The organism is Acinetobacter piscicola, assembly GCF_015218165.1.
Taxonomy (GTDB): Bacteria; Pseudomonadota; Gammaproteobacteria; order Pseudomonadales; family Moraxellaceae; genus Acinetobacter; species Acinetobacter piscicola_A.
The window spans coordinates 2,193,632-2,208,975 of record NZ_CP048659.1; the positions used below are offsets into that span (position 1 = coordinate 2,193,632).

A 15,344-nucleotide genomic window follows, 5' to 3' on the forward strand; every position below is an offset into this window, starting at 1 on the left:
TTTTATTTACCTAAATGAGACTGAATTAAACCTAATGTATTAAACAATACAGGTTCTGGCTCAAGTAACACATTAAATTTATTGTAAACATCCTGCTGTACTGCACGATATGTCGCTTGTATATCCTGCAAAGTTGCATCAGCATAGTTGACCAAAACAAGTGCTTGTTTCTCAAACATTCCTACTTGATTCAGTTTTTTACCTTTCCAACCTGTTTGATCAATTAACCAACCCGCAGCAATTTTAACCTGTTCATTTGCTTGAGGATAATGTGGAATATTAGGGAATTCTACAATTAATTGTGATAATTGATCTTTTGAAATAATCGGATTTTTAAAAAAACTACCTACATTTGGAAATTCTTGAGGATCGGGCAATTTACTTTGACGAATATGAATCACCTGTTTTTGTAAATTTTCCGCAGAAAGATCATCCTGCATTGCCGTTTTCAAATCACCATAATTGATTTTTAAATCTGCTTGTTTTAACAGTTTAAAAATGACGCCTACAATGACATAACGGTTTGGCTCATCCTTAAAAATACTATGACGGTAAGAAAAATCGCAATCCTCAGCATCGATCAATTTAAACTGTTGCTGCTGACGATCATAGACCTCAACAGATTCAATAAACTCACCTGCCTCAACCCCATAAGCACCAATATTTTGTACAGGTGCCGCACCTACAAGCCCTGGAATTAAGGCAAGGTTTTGTAAACCATATAACTTTTGCGTGGTCGTCCACAATACAAAATCATGCCACACCTGTCCCGCACCGACTTTTAAAGTCTGTGTATGATCATCTTCGGATAAAAACTCAATGCCTTGAATCTCCATATGCATGACAAGTGCATGAATATTTTGTGGCAGTAACATGTTGCTACCACCCGATAAAATCAATACATTTAAATGTTGTGTTTTTGCATAAGCAAGCGCTTCAGTCAATACTTGTTTGGATTGAACTTTCACATAATGTGACGCTACTGCATCTAAACGTAATGTATTAAATTCTTTTAGAGAAACGTTTTTTTGAATATTCATACAAAACCTTAGTGTTACGCTTGACGTTTAAAATGTTCGACCCATGCTTGGCTACTTGATTCACACTGATCAAGCACGCGCTCAAAACCCTCTGCACCCCCATAATAAGGATCGGGTAATGCTTGTTGAAGGTAGTTCGGATCATGTTCGCTCATAAGTGCAACTGCAGCACGAACTTGATGTCCTTGAAGATTTTGCTCAGCTTCATGTTTTAAATTTAAGATATTTTTTAAGTTTTCTAAATCCATTGCTAAAATCAAATCAAATTCATAAAAATCATTTTGTTGCAACTGACGCGCGCGTAATGCGGATAAATCATATCCGCGTGCTTTCGCATGTTTTTGGCTACGTTCATCAGGTGCTTTATTAGGGTGATAATTACTTGTTCCTGCTGAATCAACTTGAATATTGAGTTGATGCTCATCACAATAATGTCGCAACACAACCTCAGCAGTTGGAGAACGGCAAATATTTCCTAAACACACACATAACACCTTGTATGGCGTTTTGGATGACATAACAACCTCAATTGATCATTTATTTTTTCAGGGCTTATGTTAAGTTATTTAACGAATGAATCCCATAGTACGACAAAACAATAATGTTTATTTTATGATGATAGATTAAGGATAATACATATGCGTCATTTTCAATTTCAAACTGTTGCCAATATCATTTCAGGTTTAGGCTCAATTCAAGAATTACACAACATTTTAAAAATAAAAAATTATAAAAAACTCTTACTCGTCACGGATGCTGGGATGATTCAACATCATTTGCATCGTCCAATTTTAGAGATCCTTGAACAATTAAGCTTAGATTATGTGATTTATTCAGAGGTACAAGCCGACCCTGCTGAAGATATTATTTTAGATGCGGTCAGTTATGCAAAGCGTGAACAGGTGGATGTCGTCATCGGGTTTGGGGGTGGCAGCTCAATGGATGTCGCAAAAGTCATTGCGATTTTAGCAGACCCAAAACAACAACAAAGTATTCAAGACTTATATGGTGTAAATAACGCACAGGCGCCTCGCTTACCCTTAATTTTAGTGCCAACAACTGCGGGTACAGGTTCCGAAGTCACACCTATTTCCATTGTGACGACTGGAGAAACCACCAAAACAGGTATTGTGGCACCTATTTTATATGCAGATATTGCAATTTTGGATGCCAATTTCACAGTCGGTTTACCTGCACATATTACTGCGGCAACGGGTATTGATGCCATGGTACATGCGATTGAAGCCTATACCTCTAAAATTAAAAAGAATTTTTATGCAGATATGCTCGCTAAACAAGCCTTGAAGCTGTTAAATAAAAATTTACCCTTGGTGCTCAAAGATGGCTCAAACTCAGAAGCGCGACAAAATATGTTATTGGGTTCCATGCTTGCAGGTCAGGCATTTGCCAATGCGCCTGTGGGCGCTGTACATGCTTTGGCTTATCCACTTGGCGGACATTTTCATTTATCCCATGGACATACCAATGCCTTAGTTTTATTAGAAGTTTTAAAGTTTAATGCTCCACATGCCAAGCAACTCTATGCTGAATTAATGCAATATCTAGACCCTTATAGCAAAGGTAGTACAGATGGTTTATGTGATTTATTTATTGATCATATGCAACGTCATTTAGACAGCAGTGGTTTAACCTTAAAGCTCAATCAACTCCATGTTCCTGAAAATATGTTAGAGCAGTTAGCTGAAGATGCCATGTTACAAACACGTTTATTACAAAACAATCCAAGAGAAATGACTCAATCACACGCTTTAAAAATTTACCAAGAAATTTATTAAGTGAATATTTATTAGTAACGTACCAAATTATTATTAATTAAATTAGATGAAAAATATGAAACCAGAAGTTAAAACTCGCACTCAATATTGTTTTTTATTCCCGATTCAAACCCGATGGGCTGATAATGACATTTATGGGCATGTCAACAATGTCACTTACTATAGTTATTTTGATACCGCAGCCAATGCTCTCTTGATTCAAAAAACAGGTTTTGATATTCACCAGTCCCCCATTATTGGTTTAGTTGTCAATTCAGCTTGCGACTTTTTACAAGAACTCACCTATCCAGAAGTCATTGAAGTCGGTGTAGCAATCTCTAAAATAGGTACTTCTTCATTGACTTATGATTTAGCCATTTTTAAACAAGGGCAAAATGAAGCCTCTGCACAAGGTCACTTTGTACATGTATTCGTTGAGCGTGAAACAAAAAAAAGCACCCCGATTCCACATCAAATGCGAGATGCTTTACAGGATTATTTAATGAAATAACCTAAACTTTCAATTGAATATTTTGCAACTCACCCTCAAAAGCTTGCAATAAGCTTTTGATCACAGGCTCAGCATGTAACATCTCTGTTGCTCGATCATAGGCACGTGCCTTACGTTCATTTTGCATATGAAATGGTGTGGTACTTTCGACCTCACCATATTGCACATTAAACACAGTACTCGACCATTGTTGTTTAAGTGATGACTCTAGCGCATGTTGAGTTTGATTTAATAAATTTTCATATTGCTTGGAAATTTGAAACGTAGAATGACCATTAATCATTCCAATCATCAAACCATGTTGTGCCAACTCCTGCACTGCAGGTGACAAATCACTGTTTCTAAACCAGTATTCCCATTTATTGACATCCCATTCACCTTCGAGTTGCTGTGGCGCAAGCTGTAAAATGTCTTGTGGCGTTTGCTGTGAATGATGTTGATGTGGTTCGATCTCGGCGGTAACTGGATTCTGCGGCTGAGTTTTGGTGATGGATTCAGTCCCAACATCAACCACCTCATGCAACTGTGCTACAGGTTTTGCTTCATCCATTTCTGAGGCAAGGAAGAAAACTTCTTCAGTTGCGGCAGTATTTGTTGTTGCAACATTTTCAGAAAAATCCGTGCCAAATGAAGTTAAAGCGAGTTCATCTGTATCCTGTAAACCTTGAGTTTCATTGAGCACTTCAATATTTTCAGTGCGTTGTACTAACGATGTTTCAGATTCAATGCCAATACTTAAGTCCTGAGCCTGCTCAATGTTTGCAGATTCTGCAATAGCTGCTAAATCTTGCGTATTTGGCATTTCAGTTGTCGATGTTAGTTCAACAGGCTCAAGCTGTTCAGCGACAGGCGCAATACTTTCAGGTGAATGCTCAATATGTGAAAGTGTAGTCGCTGTCTGAATTTGATGATCATCAACATGTTCAACAAAATAATTTTGTTCAGCGTTATGCTGTTCTTGAATATCAGGTTTTGTTTCAGATTCAAGGTTTTGCTCAATGATGGGATGAGATTCAATAGCTTGTTCCACAACTAAAGACGACTGAACAGTTCTTGGCTCTGAAACCACAATTTCATTGGCTTGCAAAGGACGGAATGCCAATAAACGCAAGACCGTCATTTCAAAGCCTTGTTCCTGCGTCACCGCCAATTGCAGATCTGCACGTCCCTTACAGGCAATCTGATAATACAACTGGATGTCCTGTGCAGAAACCAATTGTGATAATGTCATGATTTTTTTATTGATCTCAGCACTATATTTCAAGCTTAAATCAGGTAGATATTGCAACATTGCTAATTCATGTAATGTTGAAATAAATTGATCTAAAACCAACGAGACATCCAAAGCTTGCTGTCTAAATTGCAATAAAAGCTGACTGACATGCTCACGCTGATTTTGATGAATCGCCAGAATCAAATCATAGATAATGGTTCGATCAATCAGCCCCAGCATTTCTTTGACATCTTGATGATGAATCGCACCTTGACCATAGGCAATCGCTTGATCGGTCAAAGACAATGCATCACGTAAGGAACCCTGTGCCGATTCCGCAATTTGCCAAATCGCATCTTGTTCAGACTGAATACTTTCTTTGGCTAGAATATCCGTTAAATGATGAGTAATTTCATCGACGGCCAAAGGGCGCAAGGTGAATTGCAAACAACGCGAAATCACCGTAATCGGAAGTTTTTGTGGATCTGTTGTGGCAAATAAAAATTTGACATGTGCAGGCGGTTCTTCCAATGTTTTCAATAAAGCATTAAAAGAATGCGTAGACAACATATGCACTTCATCGATCAGATAAACCTTGAACCGCCCTTGTGTCGGTGCATAAGGAACGTTATCCAATAATTCACGAGTATCTTCAACTTTGGTACGTGACGCCGCATCAATTTCAATTAGGTCAATAAAACGACCTTCATTGACTGCTTTACAGGTTGCACAGACTTCACACGGCGTAGACGTTACGCCCGTTTCGCAGTTTAGACATTTGGCTAAAATACGAGCGATGGTGGTTTTCCCCACACCTCGCGTTCCCGTAAACAAGTAAGCATGATGTAAACGACCACGATCCAATGCACTGGTTAATGCACGTGAAACGTGATTTTGTCCAACCAATTCATTAAAATTTCGCGGGCGATATTTACGTGCAAGTACCTGATACATGAAAGCTCCTCATTACAGCGTTAAGGATACTGTTTTTTTGCTCATTAGTGAATGAAGAATGTCTTTGAAGATGGTAATCGCTGAAATATCTAACAATCTTATGATCAGTAAAATATAAAATCAAAGGATGTTAAAACCACCCTTTACTGCCTTTCAGTTCAGCATCAGCACAACGCAAAGCTTCTTGAGTCAGCCCCCACAAGCGATAATCACCTGTGATTGAAGCAATTTGAAAGTTATGTGTATAGGCAAAACTGAGCCCTCGCTGTGGGTCACACCAAGCACCCGAGCCATTATATCCCATATGTCCGAAGCCTTTTTTCGCACGTTTCCCCATGGTAATGACACGGTGATACCCCAAACGCCACTTCATTGGAATTGGCATAACACGATCACGTTTGATCGTTTGAATCGTGCTTAATTCTTTAAAAATTTCAGGTTTAATCAAGGTTTGATCATTCCAAACACCTTGATTGGCTAACATTGCATAGATTTTCGCTAGACTTTCAGCAGTAAAAACACCATTTGCAGCAGGAATAATGGCTTGTAAGCCTTCATCACTAAAAAAGCTAAAATCACGCATACCTTTGGGCACCATTGCATCTAAAAAGTCTTGTGGATTTTGCCCACTCAGTTCAATCAGTTTGTCTGAAAATGATGTTTTATGTTTCTTCTTATGATGCTTAGGCTTGCTACTCTGCTCTGCCACGTGCGCTTTTACTTGTGGAATTAATCGTGCAACTCGTGCCAATTCCCCACTCGGCACACCAAAATAAGCGCCATCAAGTGCTAAAGGATCGACTAAATACTTTTGCATTAACCATCTTAAAGGTTGTCCTGTAGCTTTTTCCAACACACCACCCACGAGCCAACCAAAAGTAAGTGCTTGATAGGCAATATCTTCACCTACAGCAAAACGCGGAGTCGCTTGCTCCATCACTTTTAACATATGTTGCCAATCGGCCATCTCTTTTGCTTGTTCAATCAAATTACGAATATCGAACAAACCACTTTGGTGACTGAGAATATGACGTAACGTGATCTGTTTTTTACCATTTTGACCAAATTCAGACCAATATTGCGCCACTGGCGTCTCATAGTCTAAAAAACCTTCACTCACTAAAATATGTGCTAATGTGGCTAAGACACCTTTTCCTGTTGAATAACAAACCGATAATGTTTGATTGTTCCAATTTTCCGTTTCTGATTTTTTACCCGTAAAAATATCTACAACTTTTTGACCTTGAAAATACACCACTAATGCAGCGCCACCAAATTGAGTACGACCATCTTGTAAACGACTAAATTGTTCTGCTAAATCTATAAATCTTTCATCAACATCGCCTTGATAGTTTTTCTTATCGGCAAATATAATTTCCTTAATTGCACTCATACTCAAACCCTTATTTTTATTCCACTCAAAAAAAAGCCTAAATCATCTCGACTTAGGCTTTCTATCTTATTTGATTTTATTGTGCTTTGACTACACCTGTAACATGTGGTTTATGCGATTTTTCATTTTGAATCAGAAAATCAGTTGCTGATCCTTGAGTCGCTGTCAAAAACTCAACCTTTGAAGGTAAGAACATTGGTAGTTTAAAATACACATCGGCTTCATAAGCTTCTGGTAAAGTTAAGCTTGCCAAAGCACGTGCTTTACTCCACATGCCATGTGCAATCGCCTGTTTAAAACCAAAGGCTTTTGCTGTCAACGCATGAATATGAATCAAGTTAAAGTCACCCGAAGTTTTTGCATAACGGCGACCTGTATTTTCTGGAACATCCCATACCGCTTGTACTTGATAATTAGGCGCTTTACTTTCTTTGGCTTTTTCTACAGCAGCCCCATCGGTTTTTTGGCGTGATAAATAGGTGGTTAATCCTTCCATCACCACTTCATTACCCACTTTTGCAGTGGTAATAAAATCAAATTGTAGACCCTTATCATGCGGTTGTACTTCACCAAATTGACATGACAACGTGATCTTTTCATTCACACCAATTTTACGTGTCTGTTTAATTTGGTTACGGATATGTACCAAACCTAAAATTGCAAATGGAAATGCTTCTGTTGTCATCATATGCATTTGCAAACTTTGTGACAATACAGCCAAATAAATCGCTGGAATATAACCATTATTTTTAAAGCCACAAACTTCGTTATATGCTCTTAAATGTTGTTGGTCGACTTGTAAAGAATCCACCACATATTCAACTTGTGGTAGCACTTTTTCACCTTTCGGCTTTTTAATGATTAAACCTTGTACAACTTTTGCATAAGCAACATAAGGTTTTGGCAGTTGACTAAAATGGCGAGTATTCATACTAGACCTTTGAAATGTTTTATTTCGATATTTAAAACCCCGTCTCCCTCAGAAAGAAGACTGGGATAAGGGGCAAAACTATCTCATTTTTAATTTATAAATAACCCTACCTCTGCCTAATCCTCTCCTTTAAAGATCAGGAAAGGAAATTTAGAGGCTCGTTATTAAGCACCTAACAAGCTTTGACCACATACACGAACAATATTGCCATTTAAACCTGTAGAAGCTGTTGCAGCAAAGAGTGCAATAGTTTCAGCAACATCAACAGGTTGACCACCTTGGCTCATCGAGTTCATACGACGACCTGCTTCACGAATTGCAAATGGAATTGCAGCCGTCATTTGCGTTTCAATAAAACCAGGTGCAACCGCATTAATGGTAATGCCATCTTTTAAAATAGGTGCAGTAAATTTCACCAAACCAATCACACCTGCTTTAGACGCCGCATAGTTCGTTTGACCTAAATTACCTGCAATACCTGAAATTGAAGAGACACATACAATACGACCATTGGCATTTAGACCTTCATTTGCCAATAAATAGTCATTGATACGCTCAGCCGCAGACAAGTTAATGTTAATTACAAGATCCCACATTTCAGGTTTCATATTTGCCAAAGTTTTGTCACGTGTAACCCCTGCATTATGCACGATCACATCTAAACCACCTTGTGCAGCCGCAGCCGCTTTAATTTTTTCACCTGCATCTGCTGCTGTAATATCAATGGCTAATGTTGATCCACCAATTTCACTTGCAACACGATCTAAATCTGCTTGTTGTTGTGGGACATCTAAACAAATCACATGCGCACCATCACGTGACAGTACATGGGCGATTGCTTCACCAATCCCACGGCTTGCACCTGTCACCAACGCTGTTTTACCTGCAAGTGGTTTTGCCCAATCAACATCAACAACTTTTGCATTTGAAACATGGATCACTTGACCAGAAACATAAGCAGAACGTGGTGAAATCAAGAAACGTAATGAAGATTCTAAATTTTTTGCCGCATCAGCATCGACAAGAATTAAATCCGCAGCGATTCCTTTTTTAAATTCTTTACCTACTGCCTTTACAAAACCTTCCAAAGCGCGCTGAGCAATTGCTTGTTTCACTGTAGGTGCAGATTCTGGTGTTAGACCGATCACGATCACACGCCCTGAGTTTTGAATTTGACGTGCGATTGGATTAAAGAATTTATGGAGTTCGTGTAATTGTTCTGAGTTTTGAATACCTGAAGCATCAAAAACAACAGCTTTAAATTTAGACTCTTTATCACCTTCGTTAAATGCACCAACAGTTAAACCTACTTTTGCCGCTTCTTGCTGTAGCTCAACATTATTACCCACATAACTATTTGCATGAATATTACTTAATACTTGCGCAATTTCACTTGAAAATAGGCTATTCGGTGCAGCACCTAGCAACACTGCACCTTTGATAACAGGTGTTGCTGATTCAAAACGATCTAAAGAAACAGGTGATGGTAAACCTAAATTTTTGATGACAAATTTACCAATTGGGGATTTAGAAAATGCTTGGTATTGATCAGTCATGGTAATAATCTCTCAGTAAATAAATTTTTTAATAAGTCTGCAGGTATCCATTAACTTCAAGTTTAATGTCAGATACTTATATTTTAATAGACTTATTATGTTTCAGTTAAATAATACTTGAGTTAAAGACTTCATGTCTTGACCTGAATGCTTTGGCAAATGTCATTTTAGTCAATTCCGCACTTCTTCAATTATGGTAATGTTAACATCAAGAAGATTAGCCACATGCTTGGAAAAGCCTTATGAGCAAAACAACTCAAGAAAATCCAACAGTTCAAAATTCTACTGCGGAAGAAGTGTCAAATACATCAAAGCCACGTACTCGTTCAACTAAAAGCACTGGCACTGCTGCTCGTACAACAAATAGCAACAGTAAACCACGCCGTACAACAAGTACTACTACACGTAAAAGCACTGCTTCTACAACACAAAAAGCTGATCCAGCAACATCTCCATCGACGTCTCAAACTTCTGTTTCACAGGGAAAAATCATGAGTCAAAATACTATTCGCCGTGTTGCAATTCTTGGTGGCAACCGTATTCCATTTGCACGTTCAAATGGCGCTTATTTTAAAGCAACCAACATTGACATGTTAACTGCTGCACTCAATGGTTTAGTTGAGCGTTATAAATTACAAGATCAACGTTTAGGTGAAGTTGTTGCGGGTGCAGTGCTTAAACACAGCCGTGACTTTAACATGACACGTGAATGTGTATTAAACACTCAACTTGCACCAGAAACACCAGCTTATGATTTACAACAAGCGTGTGGCACAGGTTTACAAGCTGCTTTTGCCGTTGCCAATAAAATTGCTTTAGGTCAAATTGAAGTCGGTATTGCAGGTGGTGTAGATACAACTTCTGATGCACCAATTGCATTTGGTGATGGTTTACGTAAAGCTTTACTAGAGTTGAATATTGCAAAAACGGGTAAAGATCGTCTAAAAGCATTAACAAAAATCAACATAAAAGATTTATTAGATGCACCTAAAAATGGTGAGCCACGTACAGGTTTATCTATGGGTGACCATCAAGCGATTACTGCGCTTGAATGGGGTATTTCTCGTGAAGCACAAGATCAGCTTGCTGCATCTTCACATCAAAAAATGGCAAAAGCTTACGAAGATGGTTTCTTTGATGACTTAATCACACCATTTATGGGTCTTGAGCGTGACAACAACTTACGTGCTGATTCTTCTGTAGAAAAACTTGCAAAATTAAAGCCTGCTTTTGGTAAAGGCGAAAATGCAACGATGACTGCAGGTAACTCTACGCCATTAACTGACGGTGCTTCTGTGGTCTTACTCGCATCTGAAGAATGGGCAAAAGCCAATGGTCATGAAGTACTTGCTTACTTATCATTCTCAGAAACGGCTGCCGTTGACTTTGTGGGTAAAAAAGAAGGCTTACTCATGGCGCCTGCTTATGCAGTTCCTCGTATGCTTGAACGTGCAAATATGAAACTTCAAGATTTTGATTATTATGAAATCCATGAAGCATTTGCATCACAAGTGTTATCTACATTAAAAGCTTGGGAAGATCCAAAATTCTGTAAAGAACGTTTAGGTTTAGACGCACCTTTAGGTTCAATTGATATGGCGAAACTCAATATCCATGGTTCTTCACTTGCTGCGGGTCATCCATTTGCTGCAACAGGTGGTCGTATTTTGGCAACTGCTGCAAAAATCTTAAACCAAAAAGGTTCAGGTAAGATTTTAGTGTCGATCTGTGCTGCGGGCGGTCAAGGTGTAACAGCGATTGTAGAGAAATAATCTTCTACTTTTGAAATAAACCCGAATATATGAATCCCTATAAGATCAATCTTGTGGGGATTTTTATTCTTCTAATAATGAAATTATCACTTTTTAAGAGTGGCTGATTTTGGGTGTGATATTCAGGTTACCTATGAATGAAAGATTAAAAGTATTAGTATTGAAAAACAAAATTAAACATTTTATGAGCCAACTTGAAGGCGTGGAAAATATTTCCATAAAAGAGTATTTTGATGGTTATCCTGAAATTTATGAGAAAATTAAAGAATATTATAAAATTAATTCCGTAGGGAAAGTGATCTTAAATTGTATTGAGTTAGAGGAGGAAATGAGTAAATTATTAGATATATATGATTACTACTATATTGCTTTTGAGCGAGTGTTTTTTGTTGAATTTCAATTTTCAAATATGCGGGATTTCATAAAATCATGGAAAATTTTAAATCAAGGATATGATTTGACTGTTTTTAATCAAAAAATTATTTTTGTTGTTAATGATGACGAGAGAAACTTATCCGTTCATATTCAAAAATTATCTTAAAAATTTCAATAAAAAGAGACCTACAATATGGGTCTCTTTTTCACTCAAGAATACAGCACTATTGATTCAATAGTTTATCAATGACACCAAACTTTTTAAATAATTTTGCACGACGTTTTGGATAAATATTGGCTTTGTTTAAATCGCCGTTATAGTGATCAAATACACGCTGATCCATAATTTTAAACCATAAAGATGGGATCAATGCAGGCAATAACATACTTGCATAACCACTTGGCAACTCAGGCGCTTCGTCAAAATGACGCAACGCTTGGAATGGACGTGTTGGATATGCGTGATGATCTGAATGACGTTGTAATTGATATAAAAATAGATTGGTCACGATGTTGTTATTATTCCAACTATGTTCAGGCATGGTACGTTCATATTTACCATTTTCATCTTTCTGACGCAGTAAACCATAGTGTTCAATATAATTAATAATTTCAAATAAGCTAATACCATACGCCGATTGCGTCAATAAATAAGGAAGCGTTGATGTTCCAAATAATTTCAGCATTGAAGCGTGAAAACCTGCACTCATCGCCCAACCTTGTAAAAGTTCATTCTCTTTAGACCAAAACTCTAAGCCTTTACGTTTTAAACGATTTTTTTCAATTTCAATCGCTGATTTAAACGAACCAACGACTGTACGAGGTAAAAACTCATAAAAAGTTTCGCCCATTTTAGATGATGCTGGGTCTTCAGGGGTTGCAGCGCGTTTGTGATGACCATACGGGTGTTCAACACGGAAATGATTATAACCTGTAGGTACAAGCGCCAAATGTGATAGAATATGGTCAATACGATTCGATTTATGGCTCAATTCATGCGCGGTATTCACTGCAATACCATTAATTGCACCCATTGAAATACCCAATAAAATTTTATCAACAAAAGAAGTTGTTTTACGACTCGTTAAATAACATGCATAAATATTGGCAACATATTGCAGAGGAATAAACGTTTTCACGAGTCGTGAATAATAAGGATCTTGCTCAAGTAATTTAATATCTTCAGTTGAAGGATTATTATTGTCTTGTCCAACAATGGTGTCGATCGTTGGAATGATGATATGCAAAACAATGGGACCACCCAAAGCAAAAACTTTTTTAAATGGCTTTGGTGCAAATTGATAGCCTGCTAAAATTCCAATACCAATAATGGGCAATGCAGGACTAATTGCCCATAAATAGCGTTTTTTGTCGAGTTGTAAAACAGATTTAGTCGATATTTCCTGTAACTGCTGTTCACTCAATGAAATAGGTGCATTCATCGTAAATTCTTCCTTATATTTCTTATCGCTATATTTATGCAATTAGGCGAGACAAAACAGTTGTCAGCGTCCAAAAAAGCTATGAAAAAGTCCTTGGCTTATTTAAGCTAGAGATTGTCCTTCAAGCACATGTTTTAATATCCACCTCATATTTTATTCTTGAAATTTAAATTATTATTTGTTTATGGATGCGCTCAGTAAAATTTTTGATGATATTCATCTCAACCATTCGGAATACCTGTATCTACAAGCACAAGGAGATTGGGCATTCCATAGTTGCGCACAAGATGCTGTCATTACACATATTGTTTTATATGGTACAGCACATCTACAGTTTTCTAAAAACTTAACGATTGATTTAAACACTGGAGATATGATTTTAATCCCAGCAGGTCTAACACATTCAGTATCTAATCAAATTGAACATAAGCTCTTAGAATCTTTAGATATTGCACCTTTATTTTGTGGCTTAAGGCAAGATGCGATTGAATTTGGACAAGGTAGCAATGAAAAAACTTTAATTCTTACGGTGAGATGCCATCTTAATGCCATCATGGCACGCCCGCTCGTCAATGCGCTTCCCCCTTATTTACATATTAAAAATGCTTTAAGTGATTCAGCACCTGAATGGTTACGTATCGGTTTATATTTTGTGGCTTCAGATACACAACGGACTTTGGCAGGTAAAAATAAAATTTTAGATCATCTGGTGAGTATTATGATGATTGAATGTGTACGTGACTATATTGAGCAGCTACAAGATCAAAATAATTGGTTAAATGCCTTAATTCATCCTGAACTATCGAATGCCTTAGCTGTCATTCACAGTCAACCCCATATTGCATGGACGGTTGAAAGCTTAGCGGAACAATGTTGCATGTCACGTTCAAAATTTGCCAATTTATTCAATCAAGTCGTCGGTGAAACACCACTTGCTTATTTACAACAACATCGTTTGCGTCTTGCAAGTCAACTGTTAAAACAAGGGCAACTTAGCATACAGCAAATTGCTCATCAAGTCGGCTATTCGTCAGAAACTGCATTTAGCCAAGCCTTTAAAAAACAATTTGAAATCAGTCCAAGTCAATATCGCAATCAAATCAATTAAAATTACTACGAATGCTAAAAAATACTGAGATTATTTATAATAATAAAAACCAGTATTTTTCTCTCCATTAATATAAAAATAGAGCCTCATTTTGAGGCTCTATTTTAACTATTCAAACCCTAAACTTTATACAAATTACGCAGCAGAACGCTCAGCAATTGGGACAACTTTACGTAGTTCAGGTCCTGTGTAGTCTGCACTTGGACGAATAATACGGTTGTCTGCACGTTGTTCCATTACATGTGCGGCCCAACCTGTTACACGGCTCATCACAAAGATTGGTGTGAACAGTTTGGTTGCAATTCCCATGAAATGATAAGCAGATGCATGGAAGAAGTCTGCGTTACAGAATAATTTCTTCTCACGCCACATCACTTCTTCGCAACGTACTGATACTGGATAAAGTACAGTGTCACCGACATCTTTCGCTAAACGCTCAGACCAGATTTTGATGATGCCGTTACGTGGGTCATTATCTTTGTAGATCGCATGACCAAAGCCCATGATCTTTTCTTTACGTTCAAGTTTACCCAACATTTCACGTTCAGCTTCTTCAGGTGACGTCCAGTTTTCGATCATTTCCATCGCAGCTTCGTTTGCACCACCATGGAGTGGACCACGAAGTGAACCAATTGCACCTGTAATACAAGAATGCATATCAGAAAGCGTCGAAGCACATACACGTGCTGTGAATGTCGATGCGTTAAACTCATGCTCTGCATACAGAATCAGTGATACATTCATCACTTGTTCATGCAATTCGTTTGGTTTTTCACCACGAAGTAAATGTAAGAATTGCGCGCCAATTGAATCGTCATCTGTATTTTCTTCGATACGTACGCCATCATGGCTAAAACGGTACCAGTAGCAAATGATTGCAGGTAAAGTCGCTAAAATGCGGTCTGCAACATCTTGCTGTTCAGCAAATGATTTTTCAGTTTCAAGGTTACCCAGCATTGAAACACCTGTGCGCATCACATCCATTGGGTGTGAGTCAGCAGGAATACGTTCTAAAACTTCTTTCAATGCTTGTGGTAATTGGCGAAGTGATTTCAATTTTGCTTTATATGCAGTCAACTGTTCAGTTGTAGGCAATTCACCAAAGAAGATTAAATAAGCGACTTCTTCAAATTGGCAATTTTCAGCAAGATCTTGCACATCATAACCACGGTAAGTTAAGCCTGCGCCGCTCTTACCTACTGTAGATAATGCTGTTTTACCTGCAACTTGACCACGTAAGCCTGCGCCTGTAAGTACTTTTCCTTCAGCCATTT

The 15,344-nt window shown here is 37.8% G+C and carries 13 protein-coding genes; 5 read left to right on the forward strand and 8 right to left on the reverse strand.

What is annotated here, in order from left to right; all coding sequences use genetic code 11:
• Positions 1–2: 2 nt before the first annotated feature.
• Together murB and G0028_RS10745 are read right to left on the reverse strand one after the other, a co-directional pair.
• Positions 3–1,040 carry a UDP-N-acetylmuramate dehydrogenase gene (gene murB, locus G0028_RS10740; RefSeq protein WP_180046172.1) on the reverse strand — a complete coding sequence of 346 codons (1,038 nt, stop codon included), beginning with the start codon at positions 1,038–1,040 and terminating at the stop codon, positions 3–5.
• 14 nt (positions 1,041–1,054) lie between these two features.
• On the reverse strand, positions 1,055–1,558 hold the full coding sequence (locus tag G0028_RS10745; RefSeq protein WP_130075448.1) for a low molecular weight protein-tyrosine-phosphatase: 504 nt from the start codon (positions 1,556–1,558) through the stop codon (positions 1,055–1,057).
• A gap of 120 nt (positions 1,559–1,678) precedes the next feature.
• Here G0028_RS10745 and G0028_RS10750 point away from each other — a divergent pair, with 120 nt between their 5' ends.
• Both G0028_RS10750 and G0028_RS10755 read left to right on the forward strand, forming a co-directional pair.
• The gene (locus tag G0028_RS10750) at positions 1,679–2,836 is read left to right on the forward strand and encodes an iron-containing alcohol dehydrogenase (protein ID WP_180046170.1); all 1,158 of its coding nucleotides are present in this window, start codon (positions 1,679–1,681) and stop codon (positions 2,834–2,836) included.
• A gap of 55 nt (positions 2,837–2,891) precedes the next feature.
• Positions 2,892–3,326, forward strand: coding sequence for an acyl-CoA thioesterase (locus G0028_RS10755; RefSeq protein ID WP_174492512.1), 435 nt, complete (start codon positions 2,892–2,894; stop codon positions 3,324–3,326).
• Position 3,327: 1 nt separating this feature from the next.
• Here G0028_RS10755 and dnaX read toward each other — a convergent pair whose 3' ends face one another.
• The 4 genes from dnaX to G0028_RS10775 all read right to left on the reverse strand — a co-directional run bounded on the left by dnaX (position 3,328) and on the right by G0028_RS10775 (position 9,373).
• A complete protein-coding gene (dnaX, locus tag G0028_RS10760) occupies positions 3,328–5,493 on the reverse strand; it encodes a DNA polymerase III subunit gamma/tau (protein WP_180046168.1) in 2,166 nt (721 codons plus the stop codon).
• Between the two features lie 130 nt (positions 5,494–5,623).
• Positions 5,624–6,886, reverse strand: coding sequence for a serine hydrolase domain-containing protein (locus G0028_RS10765; protein ID WP_180046166.1), 1,263 nt, complete (start codon positions 6,884–6,886; stop codon positions 5,624–5,626).
• A gap of 76 nt (positions 6,887–6,962) precedes the next feature.
• The gene (locus G0028_RS10770; RefSeq protein ID WP_180046164.1) at positions 6,963–7,817 is read right to left on the reverse strand and encodes a MaoC/PaaZ C-terminal domain-containing protein; all 855 of its coding nucleotides are present in this window, start codon (positions 7,815–7,817) and stop codon (positions 6,963–6,965) included.
• Between the two features lie 164 nt (positions 7,818–7,981).
• Positions 7,982–9,373 carry a 3-oxoacyl-ACP reductase gene (locus G0028_RS10775; RefSeq protein WP_130075437.1) on the reverse strand — a complete coding sequence of 464 codons (1,392 nt, stop codon included), beginning with the start codon at positions 9,371–9,373 and terminating at the stop codon, positions 7,982–7,984.
• A gap of 242 nt (positions 9,374–9,615) precedes the next feature.
• Here G0028_RS10775 and G0028_RS10780 point away from each other — a divergent pair, with 242 nt between their 5' ends.
• Positions 9,616–11,145, forward strand: a complete 1,530-nt coding sequence (locus G0028_RS10780) for an acetyl-CoA C-acetyltransferase (RefSeq protein WP_180046162.1) — start codon at positions 9,616–9,618, stop codon at positions 11,143–11,145.
• Positions 11,146–11,278: 133 nt separating this feature from the next.
• Positions 11,279–11,686: a hypothetical protein gene (locus tag G0028_RS10785; RefSeq protein WP_130075434.1), complete on the forward strand. Its 408-nt coding sequence runs from the start codon at positions 11,279–11,281 to the stop codon at positions 11,684–11,686.
• 58 nt (positions 11,687–11,744) lie between these two features.
• On the opposite strand, the gene G0028_RS10790 is transcribed toward G0028_RS10785, so the two are convergent.
• The gene (locus G0028_RS10790) at positions 11,745–12,962 is read right to left on the reverse strand and encodes an alkane 1-monooxygenase (RefSeq protein ID WP_130075432.1); all 1,218 of its coding nucleotides are present in this window, start codon (positions 12,960–12,962) and stop codon (positions 11,745–11,747) included.
• Positions 12,963–13,146: 184 nt separating this feature from the next.
• Between G0028_RS10790 and G0028_RS10795 the strand changes: the two genes are divergently transcribed.
• Positions 13,147–14,070, forward strand: coding sequence for an AraC family transcriptional regulator (locus tag G0028_RS10795; protein WP_130075431.1), 924 nt, complete (start codon positions 13,147–13,149; stop codon positions 14,068–14,070).
• A gap of 135 nt (positions 14,071–14,205) precedes the next feature.
• On the opposite strand, the gene prpC is transcribed toward G0028_RS10795, so the two are convergent.
• The gene (gene prpC / locus G0028_RS10800; protein WP_180046160.1) at positions 14,206–15,342 is read right to left on the reverse strand and encodes a 2-methylcitrate synthase; all 1,137 of its coding nucleotides are present in this window, start codon (positions 15,340–15,342) and stop codon (positions 14,206–14,208) included.
• Positions 15,343–15,344 lie beyond the last annotated feature (2 nt).

What these genes read in the sequence shown, in the direction of transcription:
- G0028_RS10775 (WP_130075437.1), bottom strand. Translation starts at nt 9,373, where the DNA reads ATGACTGATCAATACCAAGCATTTTCTAAATCCCCAATTGGTAAATTT.
- murB (WP_180046172.1), bottom strand. Translation starts at nt 1,040, where the DNA reads ATGAATATTCAAAAAAACGTTTCTCTAAAAGAATTTAATACATTACGT.
- prpC (WP_180046160.1), bottom strand. Translation starts at nt 15,342, where the DNA reads ATGGCTGAAGGAAAAGTACTTACAGGCGCAGGCTTACGTGGTCAAGTT.
- dnaX (WP_180046168.1), bottom strand. Translation starts at nt 5,493, where the DNA reads ATGTATCAGGTACTTGCACGTAAATATCGCCCGCGAAATTTTAATGAA.
- G0028_RS10795 (WP_130075431.1), top strand. Translation starts at nt 13,147, where the DNA reads ATGGATGCGCTCAGTAAAATTTTTGATGATATTCATCTCAACCATTCG.
- G0028_RS10755 (WP_174492512.1), top strand. Translation starts at nt 2,892, where the DNA reads ATGAAACCAGAAGTTAAAACTCGCACTCAATATTGTTTTTTATTCCCG.
- G0028_RS10745 (WP_130075448.1), bottom strand. Translation starts at nt 1,558, where the DNA reads ATGTCATCCAAAACGCCATACAAGGTGTTATGTGTGTGTTTAGGAAAT.
- G0028_RS10770 (WP_180046164.1), bottom strand. Translation starts at nt 7,817, where the DNA reads ATGAATACTCGCCATTTTAGTCAACTGCCAAAACCTTATGTTGCTTAT.
- G0028_RS10750 (WP_180046170.1), top strand. Translation starts at nt 1,679, where the DNA reads ATGCGTCATTTTCAATTTCAAACTGTTGCCAATATCATTTCAGGTTTA.
- G0028_RS10790 (WP_130075432.1), bottom strand. Translation starts at nt 12,962, where the DNA reads ATGAATGCACCTATTTCATTGAGTGAACAGCAGTTACAGGAAATATCG.
- G0028_RS10785 (WP_130075434.1), top strand. Translation starts at nt 11,279, where the DNA reads ATGAATGAAAGATTAAAAGTATTAGTATTGAAAAACAAAATTAAACAT.
- G0028_RS10765 (WP_180046166.1), bottom strand. Translation starts at nt 6,886, where the DNA reads ATGAGTGCAATTAAGGAAATTATATTTGCCGATAAGAAAAACTATCAA.
- G0028_RS10780 (WP_180046162.1), top strand. Translation starts at nt 9,616, where the DNA reads ATGAGCAAAACAACTCAAGAAAATCCAACAGTTCAAAATTCTACTGCG.